This window comes from Streptomyces sp. DS1-CR2 (assembly GCF_055760475.1).
This window is the reverse complement of sequence record NZ_CM147085.1, coordinates 5,015,156-5,032,017: the sequence shown is the minus strand read 5'-3', so window position 1 is coordinate 5,032,017 and position 16,862 is coordinate 5,015,156. Positions and strand designations below refer to the sequence as shown.

The following is a 16,862-nucleotide window of genomic DNA, read 5'->3' as shown; positions in this document are numbered from 1 at the left end:
GCCCTCGGCGACCTGGACATGGACGGCCTCCAGGCGGCGCATCGGCCACCGGCAGCCGGCAGCCGGCCCGCAGCCTGCGCGACTCGGCCCCCGCGCCTGGCCTCACCGCCGGCACCGTCTACTTCCTCGACTCGGTCACGGAGTGGGCCTGCCTGCACATCCTGCATTTCTTCACCCAGCGCTCCACGTTCGTGGCCCGCACGCCGGTCGAGCAGAGCCGCGCCCAGTCCGAGCTGACCGCCCAGGTGGACGCGCTGATCACGCGCACCCCACCTCGCGCAGCGCCACAACCGCGTCACCACGTCCCGTGCGCGCACGAGGTGCGCCTCTACTTCGCCGAGGACGCGGCACCGGCACCGGACGACGTGTACGCCGGCCTCTTCCCGCAGGCCGACGTCACCTCCACCGGTGGGGCCGCTGACCGGGAGCGCGACGAAGGGGCTGCCCCAGGACCGAAGTCCCGGGGCAGCCCCTTCGTCTCAGCGCGTCCCCGAAGGGTTACGCCTCCTTGCTCAGATTCGGCCCGGCTCCGCCGGCCGCCTGCTCGATCGGCGGGACGTCCGGCAGCGTGGACTTCTCCTCGCCGCGGAAGGTGAACGTCTTGGCGTCACCCTCGCCCTCCGTGTCGACGACCACGATGTGGCCCGGACGCAGCTCGCCGAAGAGGATCTTCTCGGAGAGCGAGTCCTCGACCTCACGCTGGATCGTGCGACGCAGCGGACGCGCGCCGAGCACGGGGTCGTAACCCTTCTTGGCCAGGAGCTCCTTCGCGGACTGGCTGAGCTCGATGCCCATGTCCCGGTCCTTGAGGCGCTCGTCGACCTTGCCGATCATCAGGTCGACGATCTGGAGGATGTCGTCCTGGGTCAGCTGCGGGAAGACGACGACGTCGTCCACACGGTTGAGGAACTCGGGGCGGAAGTGCTGCTTGAGCTCGTCCGAGACCTTGTTCTTCATGCGCTCGTAGTTGGACTTCGTGTCGCCCTGGGCCGCGAAGCCGAGGTTGAAGCCCTTCGAGATGTCCCGCGTGCCGAGGTTGGTCGTCATGATGATGACCGTGTTCTTGAAGTCCACGACCCGGCCCTGGGAGTCGGTCAGGCGACCGTCCTCCAGGATCTGAAGGAGCGAGTTGAAGATGTCCGGGTGGGCCTTCTCGACCTCGTCGAAGAGGACCACCGAGAACGGCTTGCGCCGCACCTTCTCCGTCAGCTGGCCGCCCTCTTCGTAGCCCACGTAACCGGGGGGCGAACCGAAGAGACGCGAGACCGTGTGCTTCTCGCTGAACTCCGACATGTCGAGGGAGATCAGCGCGTCCTCGTCACCGAAGAGGAACTCGGCGAGCGCCTTCGACAGCTCGGTCTTACCGACACCGGACGGGCCCGCGAAGATGAACGAGCCACCGGGGCGCTTCGGGTCCTTCAGACCGGCACGCGTACGGCGGATCGCCTTCGAGAGCGCCTTGACGGCGTCCTTCTGGCCGATGACGCGCTTGTGGAGCTCGTCCTCCATGCGCAGCAGACGCGAGGACTCCTCCTCGGTCAGCTTGAAGACGGGAATGCCGGTCGCGGTCGCGAGGACCTCGGCGATCAGATCGCCGTCGACCTCGGCGACGACGTCCATGTCGCCGGCCTTCCACTCCTTCTCGCGCTTGGCCTTCCCGGCGAGCAGCTGCTTCTCCTTGTCGCGGAGCGAAGCTGCCTTCTCGAAGTCCTGGGAGTCGATGGCCGACTCCTTGTCGCGGCGCACACCCGCGATCTTCTCGTCGAACTCGCGCAGGTCCGGCGGCGCGGTCATCCGGCGGATGCGCATCCGGGAACCGGCCTCGTCGATCAGGTCGATCGCCTTGTCCGGCAGGAAGCGGTCCGAGATGTACCGGTCGGCCAGCGTCGCCGCCTGGACGAGGGCCTCGTCCGTGATGGAGACGCGGTGGTGGGCCTCGTAGCGGTCGCGCAGACCCTTGAGGATCTCGATCGTGTGCGGCAGCGACGGCTCCGCGACCTGGATGGGCTGGAAGCGGCGCTCGAGAGCGGCGTCCTTCTCCAGGTGCTTGCGGTACTCGTCGAGCGTGGTCGCACCGATGGTCTGCAGCTCACCGCGGGCCAGCATCGGCTTCAGGATCGAAGCGGCGTCGATGGCGCCCTCGGCGGCACCCGCACCGACCAGCGTGTGCAGCTCGTCGATGAACAGGATGATGTCGCCGCGGGTGCGGATCTCCTTGAGGACCTTCTTCAGGCGCTCTTCGAAGTCACCGCGGTAGCGGGAACCGGCGACCAGCGCGCCCAGGTCGAGGGTGTAGAGGTGCTTGTCCTTGAGGGTCTCGGGCACCTCGCCCTTGACGATGGCCTGTGCGAGGCCCTCGACGACGGCGGTCTTGCCGACGCCGGGCTCGCCGATGAGGACCGGGTTGTTCTTCGTGCGGCGGGACAGCACCTGCATGACCCGCTCGATCTCCTTCTCGCGCCCGATGACCGGGTCGAGCTTGGATTCGCGGGCGGCCTGCGTGAGGTTCCGGCCGAACTGGTCGAGGACCAGGGACGTGGAGGGGGTGCCCTCGGCAGGACCGCCACTGGCGCCGGCGGTCTCCTTGCCCTGGTAGCCGGAGAGCAGCTGGATGACCTGCTGCCGCACCCGGTTGAGATCGGCGCCCAGCTTGACCAGGACCTGGGCGGCGACGCCCTCGCCCTCGCGGATCAGGCCGAGCAGGATGTGCTCCGTGCCGATGTAGTTGTGGCCCAGCTGAAGGGCCTCGCGGAGCGACAGCTCCAGGACCTTCTTGGCACGGGGGGTGAAGGGGATGTGCCCGGACGGGGCCTGCTGGCCCTGGCCGATGATCTCCTCCACCTGCTGGCGGACCGCCTCGAGCGAAATCCCGAGGCTCTCCAGGGCCTTAGCGGCGACACCCTCACCCTCATGGATCAGGCCCAGGAGGATGTGCTCGGTGCCGATGTAGTTGTGGTTGAGCATCCGGGCTTCTTCCTGAGCCAGGACGACAACCCGCCGCGCGCGGTCGGTGAACCTCTCGAACATCGTTAATCGCTCCTCAGAGCGGTCAGGCAGTAAGGGGACGCTCCCCTCCCTGTCCTTCCGCAGCTTAGTCCCGCAAGCGGGGACCGCTCATTCCAACTGCCGACACCCGGACCCCATCTCGAAGGTTCTCCTGACCCGAACGCCGACAACTGCTCCAACACCGATGGTGCGAGACGATGTTCCCGCAGGCCAGGCAGTTACCCCCACCATCAGTACGCCGATGGCGAACGCAAGACGGCCCGAACCCACGTGTCGCCCCTCCTCACTAGGGATGTCTTACCCGCTAGCAGTGACAGTCCATGCGGCGCGCCCTGGTTTCCTCCGCTACGGGCGAACATCCTTGCGCCCCCGAAAAGCTCCGCGCGCCCCCATTCGAGAAACTCTGTGCACTCGTCTGACAACGTTGCGTAACCCGCGAGGGTTCCCGGCGGTTGCTCCGGACATGGTCTCCATCGTGCCCACCGTGCCCCTGCCCCGTCGGCCGCTCGACGCGGGCGACCCGGTGCGTGAGTGGTACGAGAACGCGCTCGGCTGGGCCACCGCGCCGGGCCCCGAGGGCCTTCAGCTGCTGACGGGGCTGCGTTTCGACGTACTGGAGTTGCCCGCGGAGGCGGGACATGCCGTGCTGCGGCGGCTGGACCCCGGGTGTCCGGTGGCCCTGCAAGGGGAGACGATGCGCCTGCTGGTGGCCGCGGGCAGCGCGGAGGAGCTGCCGGGGCTGCTCGACTGGCTGGAGTGGGGGGCGCTGCCCCTCGATCTCACCGTGGCCGGTGCGGGCGGGCGGATCGACGCGCCCGCGCCCCCGGGAGTGCCGGACCCGCAGGAGGCCGCGGTCTGGGTGCGGCCCCCCGAGCCCGGATGCGACGTCGAGCCGACACTTCCGGCCCTGACGGCGCTTTCGGCCGTTGGGGGCGGTGGGGGCGCCCCCGGTCTCGTACGGCTGGTGGAAACGGCGGCGACTCAGTGCCACCGGATCCGGCTGCGACGTGCCTGCGCTCAGCCGTTGGCCTTCTCGTAGGCCTCACGGATGGACGCCGGGACACGGCCGCGGTCGTTGACCTCGTAACCGTTCTCCTTGGCCCAGGCGCGGATCTGCGCCGTGTCCTGGCTGCCGCCGGCCGCCGCTGCGCGCGCCTTGCCGCGTCCGCCGGCGGAACGGCCTCCGGTGCGACGACCACCCTTGAGGTACGGCTCAAGAAGTCCGCGGAGCTTGTCCGCGTTGGCGGTGGTGAGGTCGATCTCGTAGGTCTTGCCGTCCAACGCGAACGTCACGGTCTCGTCCGCCTCGCCACCGTCGAGGTCGTCGACAAGAAGGACCTGAACCTTCTGTGCCACCGGATTTCCTTTCATCGATATCTGTAGGGCCGGACTCCACGACCTCAGTCGTTGATTCGCCGTCCCCTTGTTATATGCAGTACGCAGTACGTCGGAAAGCAAACCGCTTTTGCTGGAAAAACACAAACCCCTGGGAGAGATCCAGGAGAGATCAAGCGCCCCGAGAAGCCCGGAAAGATGCGCGTTTCGGACATAGGGCACCTGGGCAGGCAGCTGCTCAGTAATACCGGGGGGGCGATCACAGATGCAGAAGCATCCGGCTGTTGCCCAAGGTGTTCGGTTTCACTCGTTCGAGACCGAGGAACTCCGCGACACCCTCGTCATAGGAACGCAAGAGCTCGCTGTAGACATCGGTGTCGATGGTATCGACGGGTGCCTCTCCGATCTCCACGAAGCCGTGGTTCGCGAAGAACTCCACTTCGAAGGTGAGACAGAAAACCCGGCGAACACCGATCCAGCGCGCGGTCTGAAGCAACTTCTGGAGCAGCTGATGACCGACGCCCGCGCCCCTGACCACCGGATTCACGGCGAGGGTGCGGACTTCCGCGAGGTCTTCCCACATGACATGCAGGGCGCCGCAGCCGACGACCTCCGCGTTGTCGTCCCGTTCCGCGACCCAGAACTCCTGGATGTCCTCGTAAAGCGTCACGGTGGCTTTGTCGAGCAGGATCCCCTCGCGGCTGTACGCGTCGAGGAGTCGGCGCACGGACGGCACATCGGCCGTCCTCGCCCTGCGCACGGTGACTGCTTTTGCGGTGACTTCGGGGAGCTGTGCTGGCATGAGCGGACGCTATCGCCCGGCGTCCGGGTCCGGTTCCTCGGGTCCTTCAGTGCCTTCGGGTCCTTGAGGCCCCTCTGGCCCTTCAGATGCTTCGGGCCCTTCGGAGTCTTCAGATGCTTCGGGCTCTTGAGTCGTGGGGGTCTGCGCCTGAGGTCCCTGCACCATGCGCACGGCATCGCTCAGTGCTTGGCGCTGTTCCGGCGACATCATGCCGAAGAAGGCGACGAGAGCCGCCGCCGGGTTGTCGCTCTGGGACCATGCGTCGTTCATCAGCGCGGCGGAGTAGGCGGCGCGAGTGGAGACGGCCTCATATCGATAGGCCCGGCCTTCCGCTTCGCGGCGCACCCAGCCCTTCTGGTGGAGATTGTCCAGAACGGTCATGACCGTGGTGTAGGCGATGGACCGGTCCTGCTGGAGGTCTTCCAGGACTTCGCGAACCGTCACGGGGCGGTTCCACTTCCACACCCGTGTCATCACTGCGTCTTCGAGTTCTCCCAATGGGCGCGGCACGAGCAGCACACTAGTGGCAGAAGTCGGGAATGGGGCGCCGGACGTGGCAAAAAGCGCCCAATAACGACAAAAAGGGCGCCCGGTGGGGCGCCCTTCTCAGATGTCGCTGGGCTGCGGCCCGGCCTGGCGGGCCGCCTCGGCGCGGGCGATCGCCGCGTCGACGGCCGCGTCTTCCTTGGCCTTCCTGTCGCCGCCCTGGGACTTCACGATCGTCACGATGAGACCGAGGAAGAAGACGGCCATCACTACGGGGGGCACGAGCGCGGAGACGTAGTCCATGCCCCCCAGAGTAGCTATCCGACGGCGAGCTCCTGCGGCGGGGCCGCGGGGGGCGCGGGGCGGCGCTTGGGCGGGAAGACCTCGGCCGGGGTGGGCATGGGGCGCGGCGGGGCCGGGGGGTTCGCCGGGGGCCTGGGGGCGGATGCCGGCTTCCCGGCGGCGGCGAGACCCCCGGGCAGGGCGAGCAGCCGGGTACGGGAGGCCCGTACCCGGGGCTGCGCGACGCACACTTCCCGGCGCACGGACACCGTGCCCTCGAGCCTGGCCCGCACGTCGCGCTCGGTGAGCGTGCGGCAGCGTTCGAGGAGGGTGGCGGCGGAGGAGTTGCCGCGCAGGGCGCGCAGGGCGGCGAGGTCGTCGGCGCCGGGCTGATAGCCCGCCGCGAGCGACTCGTCCAGCAGCTCCAGGTAGCCGGTGGCGGTGCCGGGCAGGGCGGCCCGGTAGCGGGCGAGGTCGGCCAGCAGGAAGGCGCGGATACGGGCGCCTTCGTCGGCCGCCTCGGCGACCGACTCGGCGAGCCGGAGGCAGTCCTGGATGTCCTCGGCGGAGACGGGACTCGGGTGAAGGGCAAGGGCAAGGGCGCGTCGGAGCACACGCAGTTCTTCAGCACCGAACGCCATGCCGCCGCGGTTTCCGTAGGGCGTGGGCATGGGCCGACGATACGCAGCACAACGGACAAAATCCGCTTAACCGCCAATTTGCGGCGTGGCTCCGGGCGCGGCCAGCCGCCCCTGGGCATCCAGGTCACTCGGCCCGGCGCCGTGACATGGCGAACACGATCGCGCCCACGCCGAGCGCCGCGGCGGCGGCTGCCGTCAGCCACGGCAGGAACCCGGCACCCGTCGCCGCCATGGACCCGGACATGCCCGAGGTCCCCGAGCCACCCGACGTCACGGAGACCGTGGCGGAAGCGGAGGGCGAGGGGGTCGCGGTGCCGCCCGAGGCCGACGGAGACGGTGGCGGAGACGGGGAGGAGGACGCCTCACCGACGGTGATCGCCGCCTCGTCGTTCGACTGGTCCGGGTCGTTCAGGACGATCCCGTCGCCGGGGCGCACGGTGACCGTGCCGCGGGCGGCGCCGGCGGCGAGGTCCTTCTCGTAACTGACCTGGAAGCGGTACATCTGGCCGTCGCCGCTCTCCTCGGAGACGGTGTCCGGGCAGAGGTAGCGGCGGTGGCCCGGCTCGAAGGGCGAGGTCTTGCCGCCGGTGTACGTGTAGCAGTCGCCGCTCGCCTGGTCGTCGGGCTCCTCGTCGACGCGCACGCTCTTGGCGACGACGCCCTTGGGGAGATTCACCTCGGCGTAGGCCACGGGCTTGCCGTCGGGGTGGGCGACCACGGCGGGGCCCGCGTTGCGCAGGCCGAAGGCGAGCGGGTGGGTGGAGCCCTTCTTGCCGGGAACGAGGACGGCGCCGACCGCGAGGAAGTCGGCGGCGTTGTCGGCGTCGTACGTCACCCGGTGGCTGTCGGCGAAGTCCTTGCCGGTGGCGGGGGTCAGGGTGAGCTCGGCGCCCTTGCCGGGGGTGCCGCCGGTGTCCGTACCGGAGGAGGCCGGTAGGGCCTCGGCGGTGATGTCGGTCCAGGTGTGGAAGGCGTCCTTGCCGAGGGACCCTTCGAGCGGGTTGGAGAATCCAACCGTGTCACCCGGGGCGATCGCCGTCTTGAACACGCAGGTCACGTCGGCGTCGTCCCTGCCGAAGTCGCCGGGCAGGTAGAGGCAGTTGGTGTGCTTCCCCGCGAACGTGACGCCCGGGCTGCCGGTGAGGCGGACGGTGATCTGTTCGGTGGGCAGGTCGCCGGTGTTGCGCAGGACCACGGGGTAGCCGACGGACTGGCCGGGCGTCAGGCCGGACCTGGCGGGCAGTGCGGCGACCTGGATCTTCGGGGAGCCGACGACGACCTTGGAGGTCTCGGTGTCGGGGGTGGCCTTGTCCGCGGTGACCTCGTAGCGCAGCGTTCCGGTGTCACCGGGCTTCGTGCCCGCGACCGCGCTGAGCGTGAAGGGCTCGAACGGGCCGTGCAGATTGCCGTTGTCCAGGCACGTGACGACGGCGCCGACCGCCGTGCACTGGTCGTTCTTGGCCTTGATCGTGGCGATGCCCTCGAGGCCGCTCGCGTCGATCACCAGCTTGGCGTTCTCCGGCAGTGGGAGCCCGTCCACGCCGTCGTCGGCGAAGCCGTAGCCCACCCCGGGGGCGATGGACGTGCCCGACGCCGGGACGGCTATCTGTACGGGCGCCGTGATGACGGCGTAGGACTGTGTGGGAGGCGTGGGGTCTGCGGCCCAGGCCGTGGCACCGGTGAGACCGACCCCGGTCAGCGCGATCGCCGCCGTCGCAGCCGCCAGCTGTCTGCCCTTACGCCACATTTCGCCCCACGTCCATCGCATGCCGACTCGTACCCCGTCTCTGCGGAGACGAGCGAAGCGTACGAACGGTTGCGCCCTTCGCGCACGCCTTGTCGAAAGTCCGTGCGCGAAGGGGCAGTTGGAGCGCCGCCGAAAGGGCGCGTCGCCGAAAGGGGCGTCAGGAGCGGGAGACGTTCCGCTCGTAGACCAGGCGCAGGCCGATCAGGGTGAGCCACGGCTCGTGCTCGTCGATCACCGCGGCCTCCCCGAGCACCATGGGCGCAAGGCCCCCAGTGGCGATGACGGTCACGTCGTCCGGGTCGTCGGCGAGTTCGCGCGCCATACGGGTCACGACGCCGTCGACCTGGCCCGCGAAGCCGTACAGGATGCCGGACTGCATGGCCTCGACGGTGTTCTTGCCGATGACGCTGCGCGGACGGGCGATCTCGATCTTGCGGAGCTGGGCGCCCCTGACGCCCAGCGCCTCCACGGAGATCTCGATACCGGGGGCGATGACGCCGCCGGCGTACTCCCCGCGCGCGGAGACCGCGTCGAAGGTGGTCGCCGTGCCGAAGTCGACGACGATGGCGGGCCCCCCGTAGAGCTCGACCGCCGCCACCGCGTTGATGATGCGGTCGGCGCCGACCTCCTTGGGGTTGTCCATGAGGATCGGGACGCCGGTCTTGATGCCGGGTTCGACCAGGACGGCGGGGACGTCGCCGTAGTAGCGGCGGGTGACCTCGCGCAGTTCGTGCAGGACCGAGGGGACGGTCGAGCAGATGGCGATGCCGTCGATGCCGTCGCCGAGCTCGTCGCCGAGCAGCGGGTGCATGCCCATCAGGCCCTGGAGGAGCACGGCGAGTTCGTCGGCGGTGCGGCGGGCGTCGGTGGAGATGCGCCAGTGCTCGACGATCTCCTCCCCGTCGAACAGGCCGAGGACGGTGTGCGTGTTGCCTACGTCGATGGTGAGCAGCATGGCGACTACTCCGCCGCGCGCAGGTCGAGGCCGATGTCCAGGATCGGTGACGAGTGGGTCAGCGCGCCCACCGCGAGGAAGTCGACGCCCGTCGCGGCGTACTCGCGCGCGTTCGCCAGGGTCAGCCGGCCCGAGGACTCCAGGAGGGCGCGGCCGGCGACGATCGCGACGGCCTCCTGGGTCTCGGCCGGCGTGAAGTTGTCCAGGAGGATCAGGTCGGCGCCCGCCTCCACGACCTCGCGCAACTGGTCCAGGGTGTCGACCTCGACCTCGACGGCGAGGCCCGGGAAGGACTCCCGTACGGCCTTGAAGGCCTGTGCGACGCCGCCGGCGGCGACCACGTGGTTGTCCTTGACCAGGGCCGCGTCCGAGAGCGACATCCGGTGGTTGACGCCGCTGCCCATGCGGACGGCGAACTTCTCCAGGGAGCGCAGGCCGGGCGTCGTCTTGCGGGTGTCGCGGACCTTCGCCGTAGTCCCCTCCAGCGCGTCCGCCCACGCGCGCGTGGCGGTCGCGATGCCGGACAGGCGGCACAGGATGTTGAGGGCGCTGCGCTCGGCGGTCAGCAGATCGCGGGTGCGGGTGGTGACGCTGAGGAGCTTCTGCCCGGCGGTGATCCGGTCGCCGTCCTCCACGTGCCGCTCGACCTCGAACTCGTCGGTGCAGACCACGGAGAGCACGGCCTCGGCGACGCGCAGGCCCGCCACGACGCCGTCCTCACGGGCGGTGAAGTCAGCGGTGGCGACGGCGTCCTCGGGGATGGTGGCGACCGTGGTGACGTCCACGCCGCCGGACGCCACGTCGAGGTCTTCGGCGATGGCCATGTGCGCGATGTCCTCGACCTCCACGGGGTCGAGCCCCGCGTCGGCCAGGAGCTGGGCGAGGGCGGGGTCGAGGCCGCACTCCATCATGTCGGCGTCGGCTCCGCCGCAGCCGCAGCCGTCGCCGCAGCCGCCGCTCTGGGCGAGGGGGGGGGTACTCACGTCTCTCACTGCTCCTGCTGGTGTGTACGGCGCTCGGGGCGGGTCGGGGGGAATTCTGCGGTGGGCGTGGTGTGCGCGGCCAGCGTCCGGTCGGGATTCAGCCGTACGACGATGTGGCGGCGCCATTGTGCGTCGTCGCGGTCGGCGTGGTCCTCGCGCCAGTGGCAGCCGCGGGTCTCCGCGCGGCGGCGGGCCGCGGCGACGAGGACGCGGGCGACGCACAGGAGGTTGGTGGCCTCCCAGGTGTCGACGCCGGGCTCCGCGGTCTTGCCGTTCTCCGCGAGGGCGCCCGCCGCCTCGGCGTGGATGCGGCCGAGTCCCGCGGCGGCCTCGGCGAGGGAGTCGGCGGAGCGCAGCACGCCCGCGCCCTGCGTCATGACGCGCTGGATGGCGAACCGTGCCTCGGGCGGCATCAGGGGGTGGGTCGGGGTCTCCGGGTGCGGCACGGGGGCCGGCACGCGCGCGTGGAGGCCGTTTTCCCGATGGATCGCGACGATGTCGTCCGCGATGCGCTCGGCGTAGACCAGGCCCTCCAGGAGGGAGTTGGAGGCGAGCCGGTTCGCGCCGTGGACGCCGGTGCAGGCGACCTCTCCGCACGCGTACAGGCCGGGGACCGTCGTGCGGCCCTGGAGGTCCGTGCGGACGCCTCCGGAGGCGTAGTGGGCGGCGGGGGCCACGGGGACGGGCTCGGTGACCGGGTCGATGCCGTGGGCGCGGCAGGCGGCCAGGATCGTGGGGAACCGGTTCTCCCACATGTCGGCGCCGAAGTGCCGGGCGTCCAGGTACATGTGCTGGGCGCCCTGCTCCTGCATGCGGCGCGTGATGCCCTTGGCGACGATGTCGCGGGGCGCGAGCTCGGCCAGTTCGTGCTGGCCGACCATGAAGCGCACCCCGTCGGCGTCGACGAGATGGGCACCCTCGCCGCGTACGGCCTCGGAGACCAGGGGCTGCTGGCCCTCCGCGTCCGCGCCGAGGAAGAGCACCGTCGGGTGGAACTGCACGAATTCGAGGTCGGAGACCTCCGCGCCCGCGCGCAGGGCGAGCGCCACGCCGTCGCCGGTGGAGACGTGCGGGTTCGTGGTCGCCGAGAAGACCTGGCCCATGCCGCCGGTCGCGAGGACCACGGCGGGCGCGAGCGCGGCGCCCACACCGTCGTGCTGGCCCTCTCCCATGACGTGCAGGGAGACGCCCGCGGTGCGGCCCTCCTCGTCCGTGAGGAGGTCGAGGACCAGGGCGTTCTCCACGGTCCTGATGCCCCGCGCGCGAACCGCCTCGACGAGGGCGCGGGAGATCTCGGCGCCGGTGGCGTCGCCGCCCGCGTGCGCGATACGGCGGCGGTGGTGGCCGCCCTCACGGGTGAGCGCGAGGTCGCCGTCCTCCGACTCGTCGAAGTGGGCGCCGGTCGCGATGAGGCGGCGTACGGCGTCGGGGCCCTCCGTGACGAGGGTGCGGACCGCCTCCTCGTCGCACAGGCCCACGCCCGCGACGAGAGTGTCTTCGAGGTGCTGCTCGGGGGTGTCGCCCTCGCCGAGCGCCGCGGCGATGCCGCCCTGCGCCCAGCGCGTGGAGCCGTCGTCGAGACGGGCCTTGGTGACGACGACGGTCCGCAGTCCGGCCGCCTGGCAGCGCAGGGCCGCGGTGAGACCGGCGACGCCGGAGCCGACGACCACGACGTCGGCGGAGACGGACCAGCCGGGCGCGGGCGCGTGCAGGCGTATGCCGGTCGCCGTGCCGGTGGCTGTGGTCCCTGTGGCACTCATACGGGAGCTCCGAAGGTCAGGGGGATGTTGTCGATCAGCCGCGTCGAGCCGACCCTGGCGGCGACGGCGAGCACGGCCTCTCCGATGTGGCCGCGCTGCACGTCCGTGAAGTCGGCCGGGTCGACGAGAGCGAGGTAGTCCAGCGTGAGCGGCGGCCGGACGCGGGCGGCCTCGTCGAGGACCTGGCGGGCCGCGGCGCGGACGGCTTCGGGGCCGCCGGGCGAGGCCTTCGCGACGGCGTGCGCGTCGGCGGCGGCACGGGCCTCGCCTATCGCGTTCAGGGCGTCGGCACGCGCGTGCGTGGAGGGCGCTTCGTGGGCACGCGCGCGCAGGGCCTCCTGGGCGGCGTGCCGGTCGCGGCCGGCGAAGAGCGCCTGGGAGAGGGCGAGCGCGGTGCGCCGCTCGTCGGCGGAGAGGTAGCGGTTGCGGCTGGAGAGGGCCAGGCCGTCGTGCTCGCGCACGGTGGGCACGCCGACGATCTCCACGGCGAAGTTCAGGTCGCGCACCATGCGGCGGATCAGAGCGAGCTGCTGGGCGTCCTTCTGCCCGAACAGCGCGATGTCGGCCGCGGTCAGGTGGAGCAGCTTGGCGACGACAGTGAGCATGCCGTCGAAGTGGCCGGGCCGCGAGGCGCCTTCGAGGCGCTCCCCCATGGGGCCCGCGCTGACGCGGACCTGGGGCTCGCCGCCGGGGTAGACCTCGTCCACGGAGGGCGCGAACACGACGTCGGCGCCCGCCTGCTCGGCGATCTTGACGTCGGAGTCGAGGGTGCGCGGATAGCGGTCGAGGTCCTCGCCCGCGCCGAACTGGAGCGGGTTCACGAAGACCGTCGTCACCACTTCGCCGTCGGCGCCGGCGATCGAGCGCGCCGTGCGGATCAGTTCGGCGTGGCCGTCGTGCAGGGCCCCCATGGTCATGACGACGGCGCGACGGCCCGCACGCGCGCGCGTGCGGAGTTCATCGGCGGTGTGCAGCACAGTGGTCATCGCTGGTCTCCCTCGGCACCGTCGGCCAGAACCCCCAGGAGGTCCTCGGCGAGTTCGGGCTTGAGCAGGCCGTGCGCGAGGGCACGGTCGGCGGTGGCGCGGGCCATCGCCAGATACCCGGCGACGGTCTGGGGCGCGTGCTCGCGCAGCTCGGCGACATGGGCGGCGACCGTGCCCGCGTCCCCGCGCGCGACGGGCCCGGTGAGCGCGGCGTCACCGGACCTGAGGGCGTTGTCGAGGGCCGCGCCGAGCAGCGGGCCGAGCATCCGGTCAGGGGCTTCGACGCCCGCGGCCCGCAGCAGTTCCATGGACTCGGCGACCAGCGTGACCAGGTGATTCGCGCCGAGGGCGAGCGCCGCGTGGTACAGCGGGCGCGACTCCTCACGGATCCACTCGGGCTCCCCGCCCATCTCGATGACGAGCGCCTCTGCCGCGAGCCGCAGCTCCTCGGGCGCGGTCACGCCGAAGGAGCAGCCGGCCAGCCGCTGTACGTCTACGGGGGTGCCGGTGAACGTCATCGCGGGGTGCAGCGCGAGCGGCAGGGCACCGGCCCGCAGCGCGGGGTCGAGCACCTTGGTGCCGTAGCGCCCCGAGGTGTGCACGATCAGCTGTCCCGGGCGTACGGAACCGGTCTCGACGAGCCCTTCCACGAGGCCGGGCAGCGCGTCGTCGGGCACCGTGAGGAGTACGAGTTCGGCGCGCGCGAGGACCTCGGCGGGCGTCACGACGGGGACGTCGGGCAGCATGAGGGCGGCCCGGCGCACGGATCCCTCGGAGACCGCGGAGACGGCGACCGGGCGGTGTCCCGCGAGGGCCAGAGAGGCCGCGAGGGCGGGGCCGACACGGCCCGCGCCGACCACTCCGACGGTCAGCCGGGCGGGGCGGTCCCTGGGGTCGGTGGGTTCGGGTCGAGGAGGTGCGTTCACAGGACGACGGCCTTCCGTTCCAGTCCGCTCGGGGTACCGGACGATTTCTCGTCATGTTAACGCGATCTGCTCCGCGGGCTCCGGCCCGCACACAGGCTGTGGGCAACCGCACGCGCGTACGACATCATCGGTGGATGACGGAGAGCGAAGAGCGGGAGAACACCGCAGAGGACGACGCGACGAAGGCGCGGGCCCGCCGCGCCGCGGCTGTGCGGGGCGCGGAGCGGATCCTGGGCGTGCACGGCCTCGACGCCACCATCGGTGAGCGCCTGACGGCCCTCACGGAGGCCGCGTGGTCGGTCGCCGACCCGGGCCAGACCAGCGATCTGTACGGCGACGGCATCGTCGCCGACCTGGAGGAGCGCGTCGCGGGACTCCTCGGCACAGAGGCGGCGGCCTACTTCCCCACCGGCACGATGGCGCAGCAGGTCGCGCTGCGCTGCTGGGCGGGCCGTACGGGCAACCCGACGGTCGCCCTGCACCCGATGGCACACCCCGAGCGGCACGAGCGCGGTGCCTTCGGCGCCCTGAGCGGCCTGCGCACCGTCCACCCGACGAGCGAGCCGCGGCTGCCGAACGCCGACGAGGTGCGCGACTTCGCCGAGCCCTTCGGCGCGCTGATGCTCGAACTGCCGCTCCGGGACGCCGGTTATGTCCTGCCCACCTGGGAGGAGCTGGTCGCCGTCACCGAGGCGGCCAGGGAACGGGACGCCGTCGTGCACTTCGACGGCGCGCGCCTGTGGGAGTGCACCACTCACTTCGGACGCTCCCTGGCCGAGATCGCCGATCTCGCCGACAGCGTGTACGTGTCGTTCTACAAGACCCTCGGCGGCCTCAGCGGAGCGGCGCTCGCCGGGCCCCGGTCGTTCGTCGAAGAGGCGAAGACCTGGCGGCACCGCTACGGCGGCCAGCTCTTCCAGCAGTTCCCCGCGGTGCTCTCGGCCCTGGTCGGCCTGGAGCGGGAGCTGCCGCGCGTGCCCGACTACGTGGCCCACGCGCGCGTGGTCGCCGAGGCACTGCGCGAAGGGTTCGCCGAGGCCGGGGTGCCGTGGGTGCGGGTGCACCCCGAGGTACCGCATACGCACGAGTTCCACCTCTGGCTGCCGTACGCCTCGGAACGGCTCGACGAGGCGTCGGTGACGCAGGCCGAACAGACCCGGACGTCGCTGTTCCGGCGCTGGTGGGAGCAGGGTCCCCCGGGGCTTTCGGTCACCGAGGTCACGGTCTCCGCGCGGGGGCTCGAATGGACCGCCGACGACGTCCGCGCGGCCGTCGCGGACTTCGTGGCACGGATCCCCCCGGAGACCGCCGACGGGGACGCCTGAGCGGCGCCGCCCTGCCTGCGTCCGTCAGAGGTCGGCCGGGTCAGCAGCCCGCCGCGCGGCGCTGCGGGTGGATCAGGCGGGCCAGGGCCGCCCGGATCCGGCCGTGTGCCGGGCGGCCGGCGATGACCGCGCGGAAGCGGCGGTAGTCGCGCACCTCGCGGATGGCGCCCCAGTCGTGGAGGCCCGGCGCCGGCGGGGCGGGCTCCCCGTGCAGGGAGGCGCGGTAGACATCCAGTGCGTACTGCTGATTGACGCTCATGACGTACCCCTCACTGGTCTTCTCATTGTCACGTCATGACCAGGAATGCGGCTGTCCAGAGAGCTTTATTTGTTTTGCAGGGCTTTATTGGCTCTGCCTGACATTCATTGCGCTTTGCCGCTTCGGTCCGACCTAAGGAAGACTCCGCCTGGCGGCCCCGCCCGGTCACGTCGATTGACGGGAGACGTCAATCGAGAACTCGGTTGTCGGACCCTGCGTGCACCATGGGTTCATGAGCGTGAGCATCGACATCAGCGGGCTGACCCCGGAGCGGATCAGCGTCGTGCCCTCGCCCCTGTCCGAGCTGGGCATGGCACTGCACGCGCTGGCCGAGCCTGCGCACCACCCGGGGCTCCAGGGCTGGACGACGGCGGTGTCCGCGCGCCTCGACCCCGGCCTCGCGGACCGGCTGTGCGAGGCGGACTTCCTGTGGCGGACGACGTTCTCGGACGTGTTCGCGCCGTTCGCCGGGATCCCGGGCCGGGCCGCCCTGCCCGGCGCCACCCTCGCCAAGGAGCTCGACCTCCTCGACAAGCTGACCGACCGTCAGTTCGTGGACGCGGCACTGGAGTTCACCTGCCAGAACAGCTACGCGCTGCGCGAGGCCAACCCGCTGGACGACCCGGACATGCACCGCCGCGCCCTGGACCTCGCGGCCACGCGCGGCCTGCCCCAGGTCCAGTTCACCCAGCGGCTCCTGGACGACCCGCCCGCGGTGCGCGCCTGGTTCCGAAGGCTCGTGGAGGACTGCGAGGAGGCGTTCTTCGCAGACATCTGGGCCCGCATCCACCACCAGCTGGCCGCCGACGCGCGGCACAAGACCGAGCTCCTGAGGCGCAAGGGCCTGGCCGAGGCGCTGACGGCGGTGTCGTCCGTCGTCACGCTCGACGAGCCGGCGAACCTGATCACGGTCGACAAGATCACCGTGGGCCGTACGACCACGGAGGACGGCGGCCTCGTTCTCGTGCCGACCAGCCTCGGCTGGCCGCACCTCATGGTGCTGCACCGCTTCGGATGGCAGCCCGCGATCACGTATCCCGTCGGCTCACCCGGCCTCACCACACCCGCCACCGTCGAGCAGCTCACGCGCCGGATGACGGCCCTCGCGCATCCCGTACGCATGCGCCTGTGCCGCCACCTCGCCCGCGGCGCGTACACGACGAGCGAGCTCTCCGACGCGCACGGGATGACGGCGCCGGAGATATCCCGGCACCTGACCGTGCTCAAGAAGGCGGGCCTGATCACCACGCGCCGCCGGGGCCGCTACGTCCAGCACCAGCTGGATCTGACGGCTGTCGCCCGCCTGGGCAGCGACTTCATCGAGGGCGTACTGCGCTAGGGGGTGGGGGGGGTGTACCCCCAGGGCCTT

General features: G+C 71.1%; 17 protein-coding genes. 4 read left to right on the top strand and 13 right to left on the bottom strand.

Annotation, left to right across the window (positions count from 1 at the left end):
- The first annotated feature begins 74 nt into the window (after positions 1-74).
- Positions 75-596, top strand: coding sequence for an NACHT N-terminal Helical domain 1-containing protein (locus tag ACY0PA_RS24165; protein ID WP_473086405.1), 522 nt, complete (start codon positions 75-77; stop codon positions 594-596).
- Here the strand turns inward: ACY0PA_RS24165 and ACY0PA_RS24160 are convergent.
- Positions 499-3,027 carry an ATP-dependent Clp protease ATP-binding subunit gene (locus tag ACY0PA_RS24160; RefSeq protein ID WP_473079781.1) on the bottom strand — a complete coding sequence of 843 codons (2,529 nt, stop codon included), beginning with the start codon at positions 3,025-3,027 and terminating at the stop codon, positions 499-501. The two genes, ACY0PA_RS24165 and ACY0PA_RS24160, sit on opposite strands and share 98 nt — an antisense overlap.
- Before the next feature lie 442 nt (positions 3,028-3,469).
- Between ACY0PA_RS24160 and ACY0PA_RS24155 the strand changes: the two genes are divergently transcribed.
- Positions 3,470-4,045 carry an SCO3374 family protein gene (locus tag ACY0PA_RS24155; RefSeq protein ID WP_473079780.1) on the top strand — a complete coding sequence of 192 codons (576 nt, stop codon included), beginning with the start codon at positions 3,470-3,472 and terminating at the stop codon, positions 4,043-4,045.
- Here the strand turns inward: ACY0PA_RS24155 and ACY0PA_RS24150 are convergent.
- The 11 genes from ACY0PA_RS24150 to ACY0PA_RS24100 form a co-directional block, all read right to left on the bottom strand.
- Positions 4,024-4,362 carry a histone-like nucleoid-structuring protein Lsr2 gene (locus ACY0PA_RS24150; RefSeq protein WP_399983457.1) on the bottom strand — a complete coding sequence of 113 codons (339 nt, stop codon included), beginning with the start codon at positions 4,360-4,362 and terminating at the stop codon, positions 4,024-4,026. The two genes, ACY0PA_RS24155 and ACY0PA_RS24150, sit on opposite strands and share 22 nt — an antisense overlap.
- A gap of 238 nt (positions 4,363-4,600) precedes the next feature.
- The gene (locus ACY0PA_RS24145; protein ID WP_326711808.1) at positions 4,601-5,143 is read right to left on the bottom strand and encodes an amino-acid N-acetyltransferase; all 543 of its coding nucleotides are present in this window, start codon (positions 5,141-5,143) and stop codon (positions 4,601-4,603) included.
- A 9-nt stretch (positions 5,144-5,152) separates the two neighbouring features.
- Positions 5,153-5,653: a BlaI/MecI/CopY family transcriptional regulator gene (locus tag ACY0PA_RS24140; protein WP_473086404.1), complete on the bottom strand. Its 501-nt coding sequence runs from the start codon at positions 5,651-5,653 to the stop codon at positions 5,153-5,155.
- 96 nt (positions 5,654-5,749) lie between these two features.
- Positions 5,750-5,932 carry a hypothetical protein gene (locus tag ACY0PA_RS24135; protein ID WP_473079779.1) on the bottom strand — a complete coding sequence of 61 codons (183 nt, stop codon included), beginning with the start codon at positions 5,930-5,932 and terminating at the stop codon, positions 5,750-5,752.
- 14 nt (positions 5,933-5,946) lie between these two features.
- Positions 5,947-6,582: a hypothetical protein gene (locus tag ACY0PA_RS24130; RefSeq protein WP_473079778.1), complete on the bottom strand. Its 636-nt coding sequence runs from the start codon at positions 6,580-6,582 to the stop codon at positions 5,947-5,949.
- A gap of 94 nt (positions 6,583-6,676) precedes the next feature.
- Entirely contained in the window at positions 6,677-8,320 is a 1,644-nt protein-coding gene (locus ACY0PA_RS24125) for a hypothetical protein (RefSeq protein WP_473079777.1), read from the bottom strand.
- A 136-nt stretch (positions 8,321-8,456) separates the two neighbouring features.
- Positions 8,457-9,254 carry a type III pantothenate kinase gene (locus ACY0PA_RS24120; protein WP_100597731.1) on the bottom strand — a complete coding sequence of 266 codons (798 nt, stop codon included), beginning with the start codon at positions 9,252-9,254 and terminating at the stop codon, positions 8,457-8,459.
- A 5-nt stretch (positions 9,255-9,259) separates the two neighbouring features.
- Positions 9,260-10,237 (bottom strand): carboxylating nicotinate-nucleotide diphosphorylase, encoded by a 978-nt coding sequence (gene nadC / locus ACY0PA_RS24115; RefSeq protein ID WP_473079776.1) that lies wholly within the window; start codon positions 10,235-10,237, stop codon positions 9,260-9,262.
- Between the two features lie 5 nt (positions 10,238-10,242).
- On the bottom strand, positions 10,243-11,997 hold the full coding sequence (locus tag ACY0PA_RS24110; RefSeq protein ID WP_473079775.1) for an L-aspartate oxidase: 1,755 nt from the start codon (positions 11,995-11,997) through the stop codon (positions 10,243-10,245).
- Entirely contained in the window at positions 11,994-12,983 is a 990-nt protein-coding gene (gene panC / locus ACY0PA_RS24105) for a pantoate--beta-alanine ligase (RefSeq protein WP_473079774.1), read from the bottom strand. The genes ACY0PA_RS24110 and panC overlap by 4 nt, the downstream gene beginning before the upstream one ends.
- Entirely contained in the window at positions 12,980-13,909 is a 930-nt protein-coding gene (locus ACY0PA_RS24100; RefSeq protein WP_473079773.1) for a Rossmann-like and DUF2520 domain-containing protein, read from the bottom strand. Before ACY0PA_RS24100 ends, panC begins: the two co-directional genes overlap by 4 nt.
- A 134-nt stretch (positions 13,910-14,043) precedes the next feature.
- Between ACY0PA_RS24100 and ACY0PA_RS24095 the strand changes: the two genes are divergently transcribed.
- Positions 14,044-15,234: a threonine aldolase family protein gene (locus tag ACY0PA_RS24095; RefSeq protein ID WP_473079772.1), complete on the top strand. Its 1,191-nt coding sequence runs from the start codon at positions 14,044-14,046 to the stop codon at positions 15,232-15,234.
- Between the two features lie 40 nt (positions 15,235-15,274).
- On the opposite strand, the gene ACY0PA_RS24090 is transcribed toward ACY0PA_RS24095, so the two are convergent.
- Positions 15,275-15,493: a hypothetical protein gene (locus ACY0PA_RS24090; RefSeq protein WP_473079771.1), complete on the bottom strand. Its 219-nt coding sequence runs from the start codon at positions 15,491-15,493 to the stop codon at positions 15,275-15,277.
- A gap of 232 nt (positions 15,494-15,725) precedes the next feature.
- Here ACY0PA_RS24090 and ACY0PA_RS24085 point away from each other — a divergent pair, with 232 nt between their 5' ends.
- Entirely contained in the window at positions 15,726-16,832 is a 1,107-nt protein-coding gene (locus ACY0PA_RS24085) for a DUF5937 family protein (RefSeq protein WP_473079770.1), read from the top strand.
- Positions 16,833-16,862: the final 30 nt, after the last annotated feature.

Excerpts from the sequence above, each read along its gene's own strand:
- ACY0PA_RS24160 (WP_473079781.1), bottom strand. The coding sequence starts at position 3,027 with ATGTTCGAGAGGTTCACCGACCGCGCGCGGCGGGTTGTCGTCCTGGCT.
- ACY0PA_RS24155 (WP_473079780.1), top strand. The coding sequence starts at position 3,470 with ATGGTCTCCATCGTGCCCACCGTGCCCCTGCCCCGTCGGCCGCTCGAC.
- ACY0PA_RS24145 (WP_326711808.1), bottom strand. The coding sequence starts at position 5,143 with ATGCCAGCACAGCTCCCCGAAGTCACCGCAAAAGCAGTCACCGTGCGC.
- ACY0PA_RS24135 (WP_473079779.1), bottom strand. The coding sequence starts at position 5,932 with ATGGACTACGTCTCCGCGCTCGTGCCCCCCGTAGTGATGGCCGTCTTC.
- ACY0PA_RS24130 (WP_473079778.1), bottom strand. The coding sequence starts at position 6,582 with ATGCCCACGCCCTACGGAAACCGCGGCGGCATGGCGTTCGGTGCTGAA.
- ACY0PA_RS24125 (WP_473079777.1), bottom strand. The coding sequence starts at position 8,320 with ATGCGATGGACGTGGGGCGAAATGTGGCGTAAGGGCAGACAGCTGGCG.
- ACY0PA_RS24120 (WP_100597731.1), bottom strand. The coding sequence starts at position 9,254 with ATGCTGCTCACCATCGACGTAGGCAACACGCACACCGTCCTCGGCCTG.
- ACY0PA_RS24110 (WP_473079775.1), bottom strand. The coding sequence starts at position 11,997 with ATGAGTGCCACAGGGACCACAGCCACCGGCACGGCGACCGGCATACGC.
- panC (WP_473079774.1), bottom strand. The coding sequence starts at position 12,983 with ATGACCACTGTGCTGCACACCGCCGATGAACTCCGCACGCGCGCGCGT.
- ACY0PA_RS24095 (WP_473079772.1), top strand. The coding sequence starts at position 14,044 with ATGACGGAGAGCGAAGAGCGGGAGAACACCGCAGAGGACGACGCGACG.
- ACY0PA_RS24090 (WP_473079771.1), bottom strand. The coding sequence starts at position 15,493 with ATGAGCGTCAATCAGCAGTACGCACTGGATGTCTACCGCGCCTCCCTG.
- ACY0PA_RS24085 (WP_473079770.1), top strand. The coding sequence starts at position 15,726 with ATGAGCGTGAGCATCGACATCAGCGGGCTGACCCCGGAGCGGATCAGC.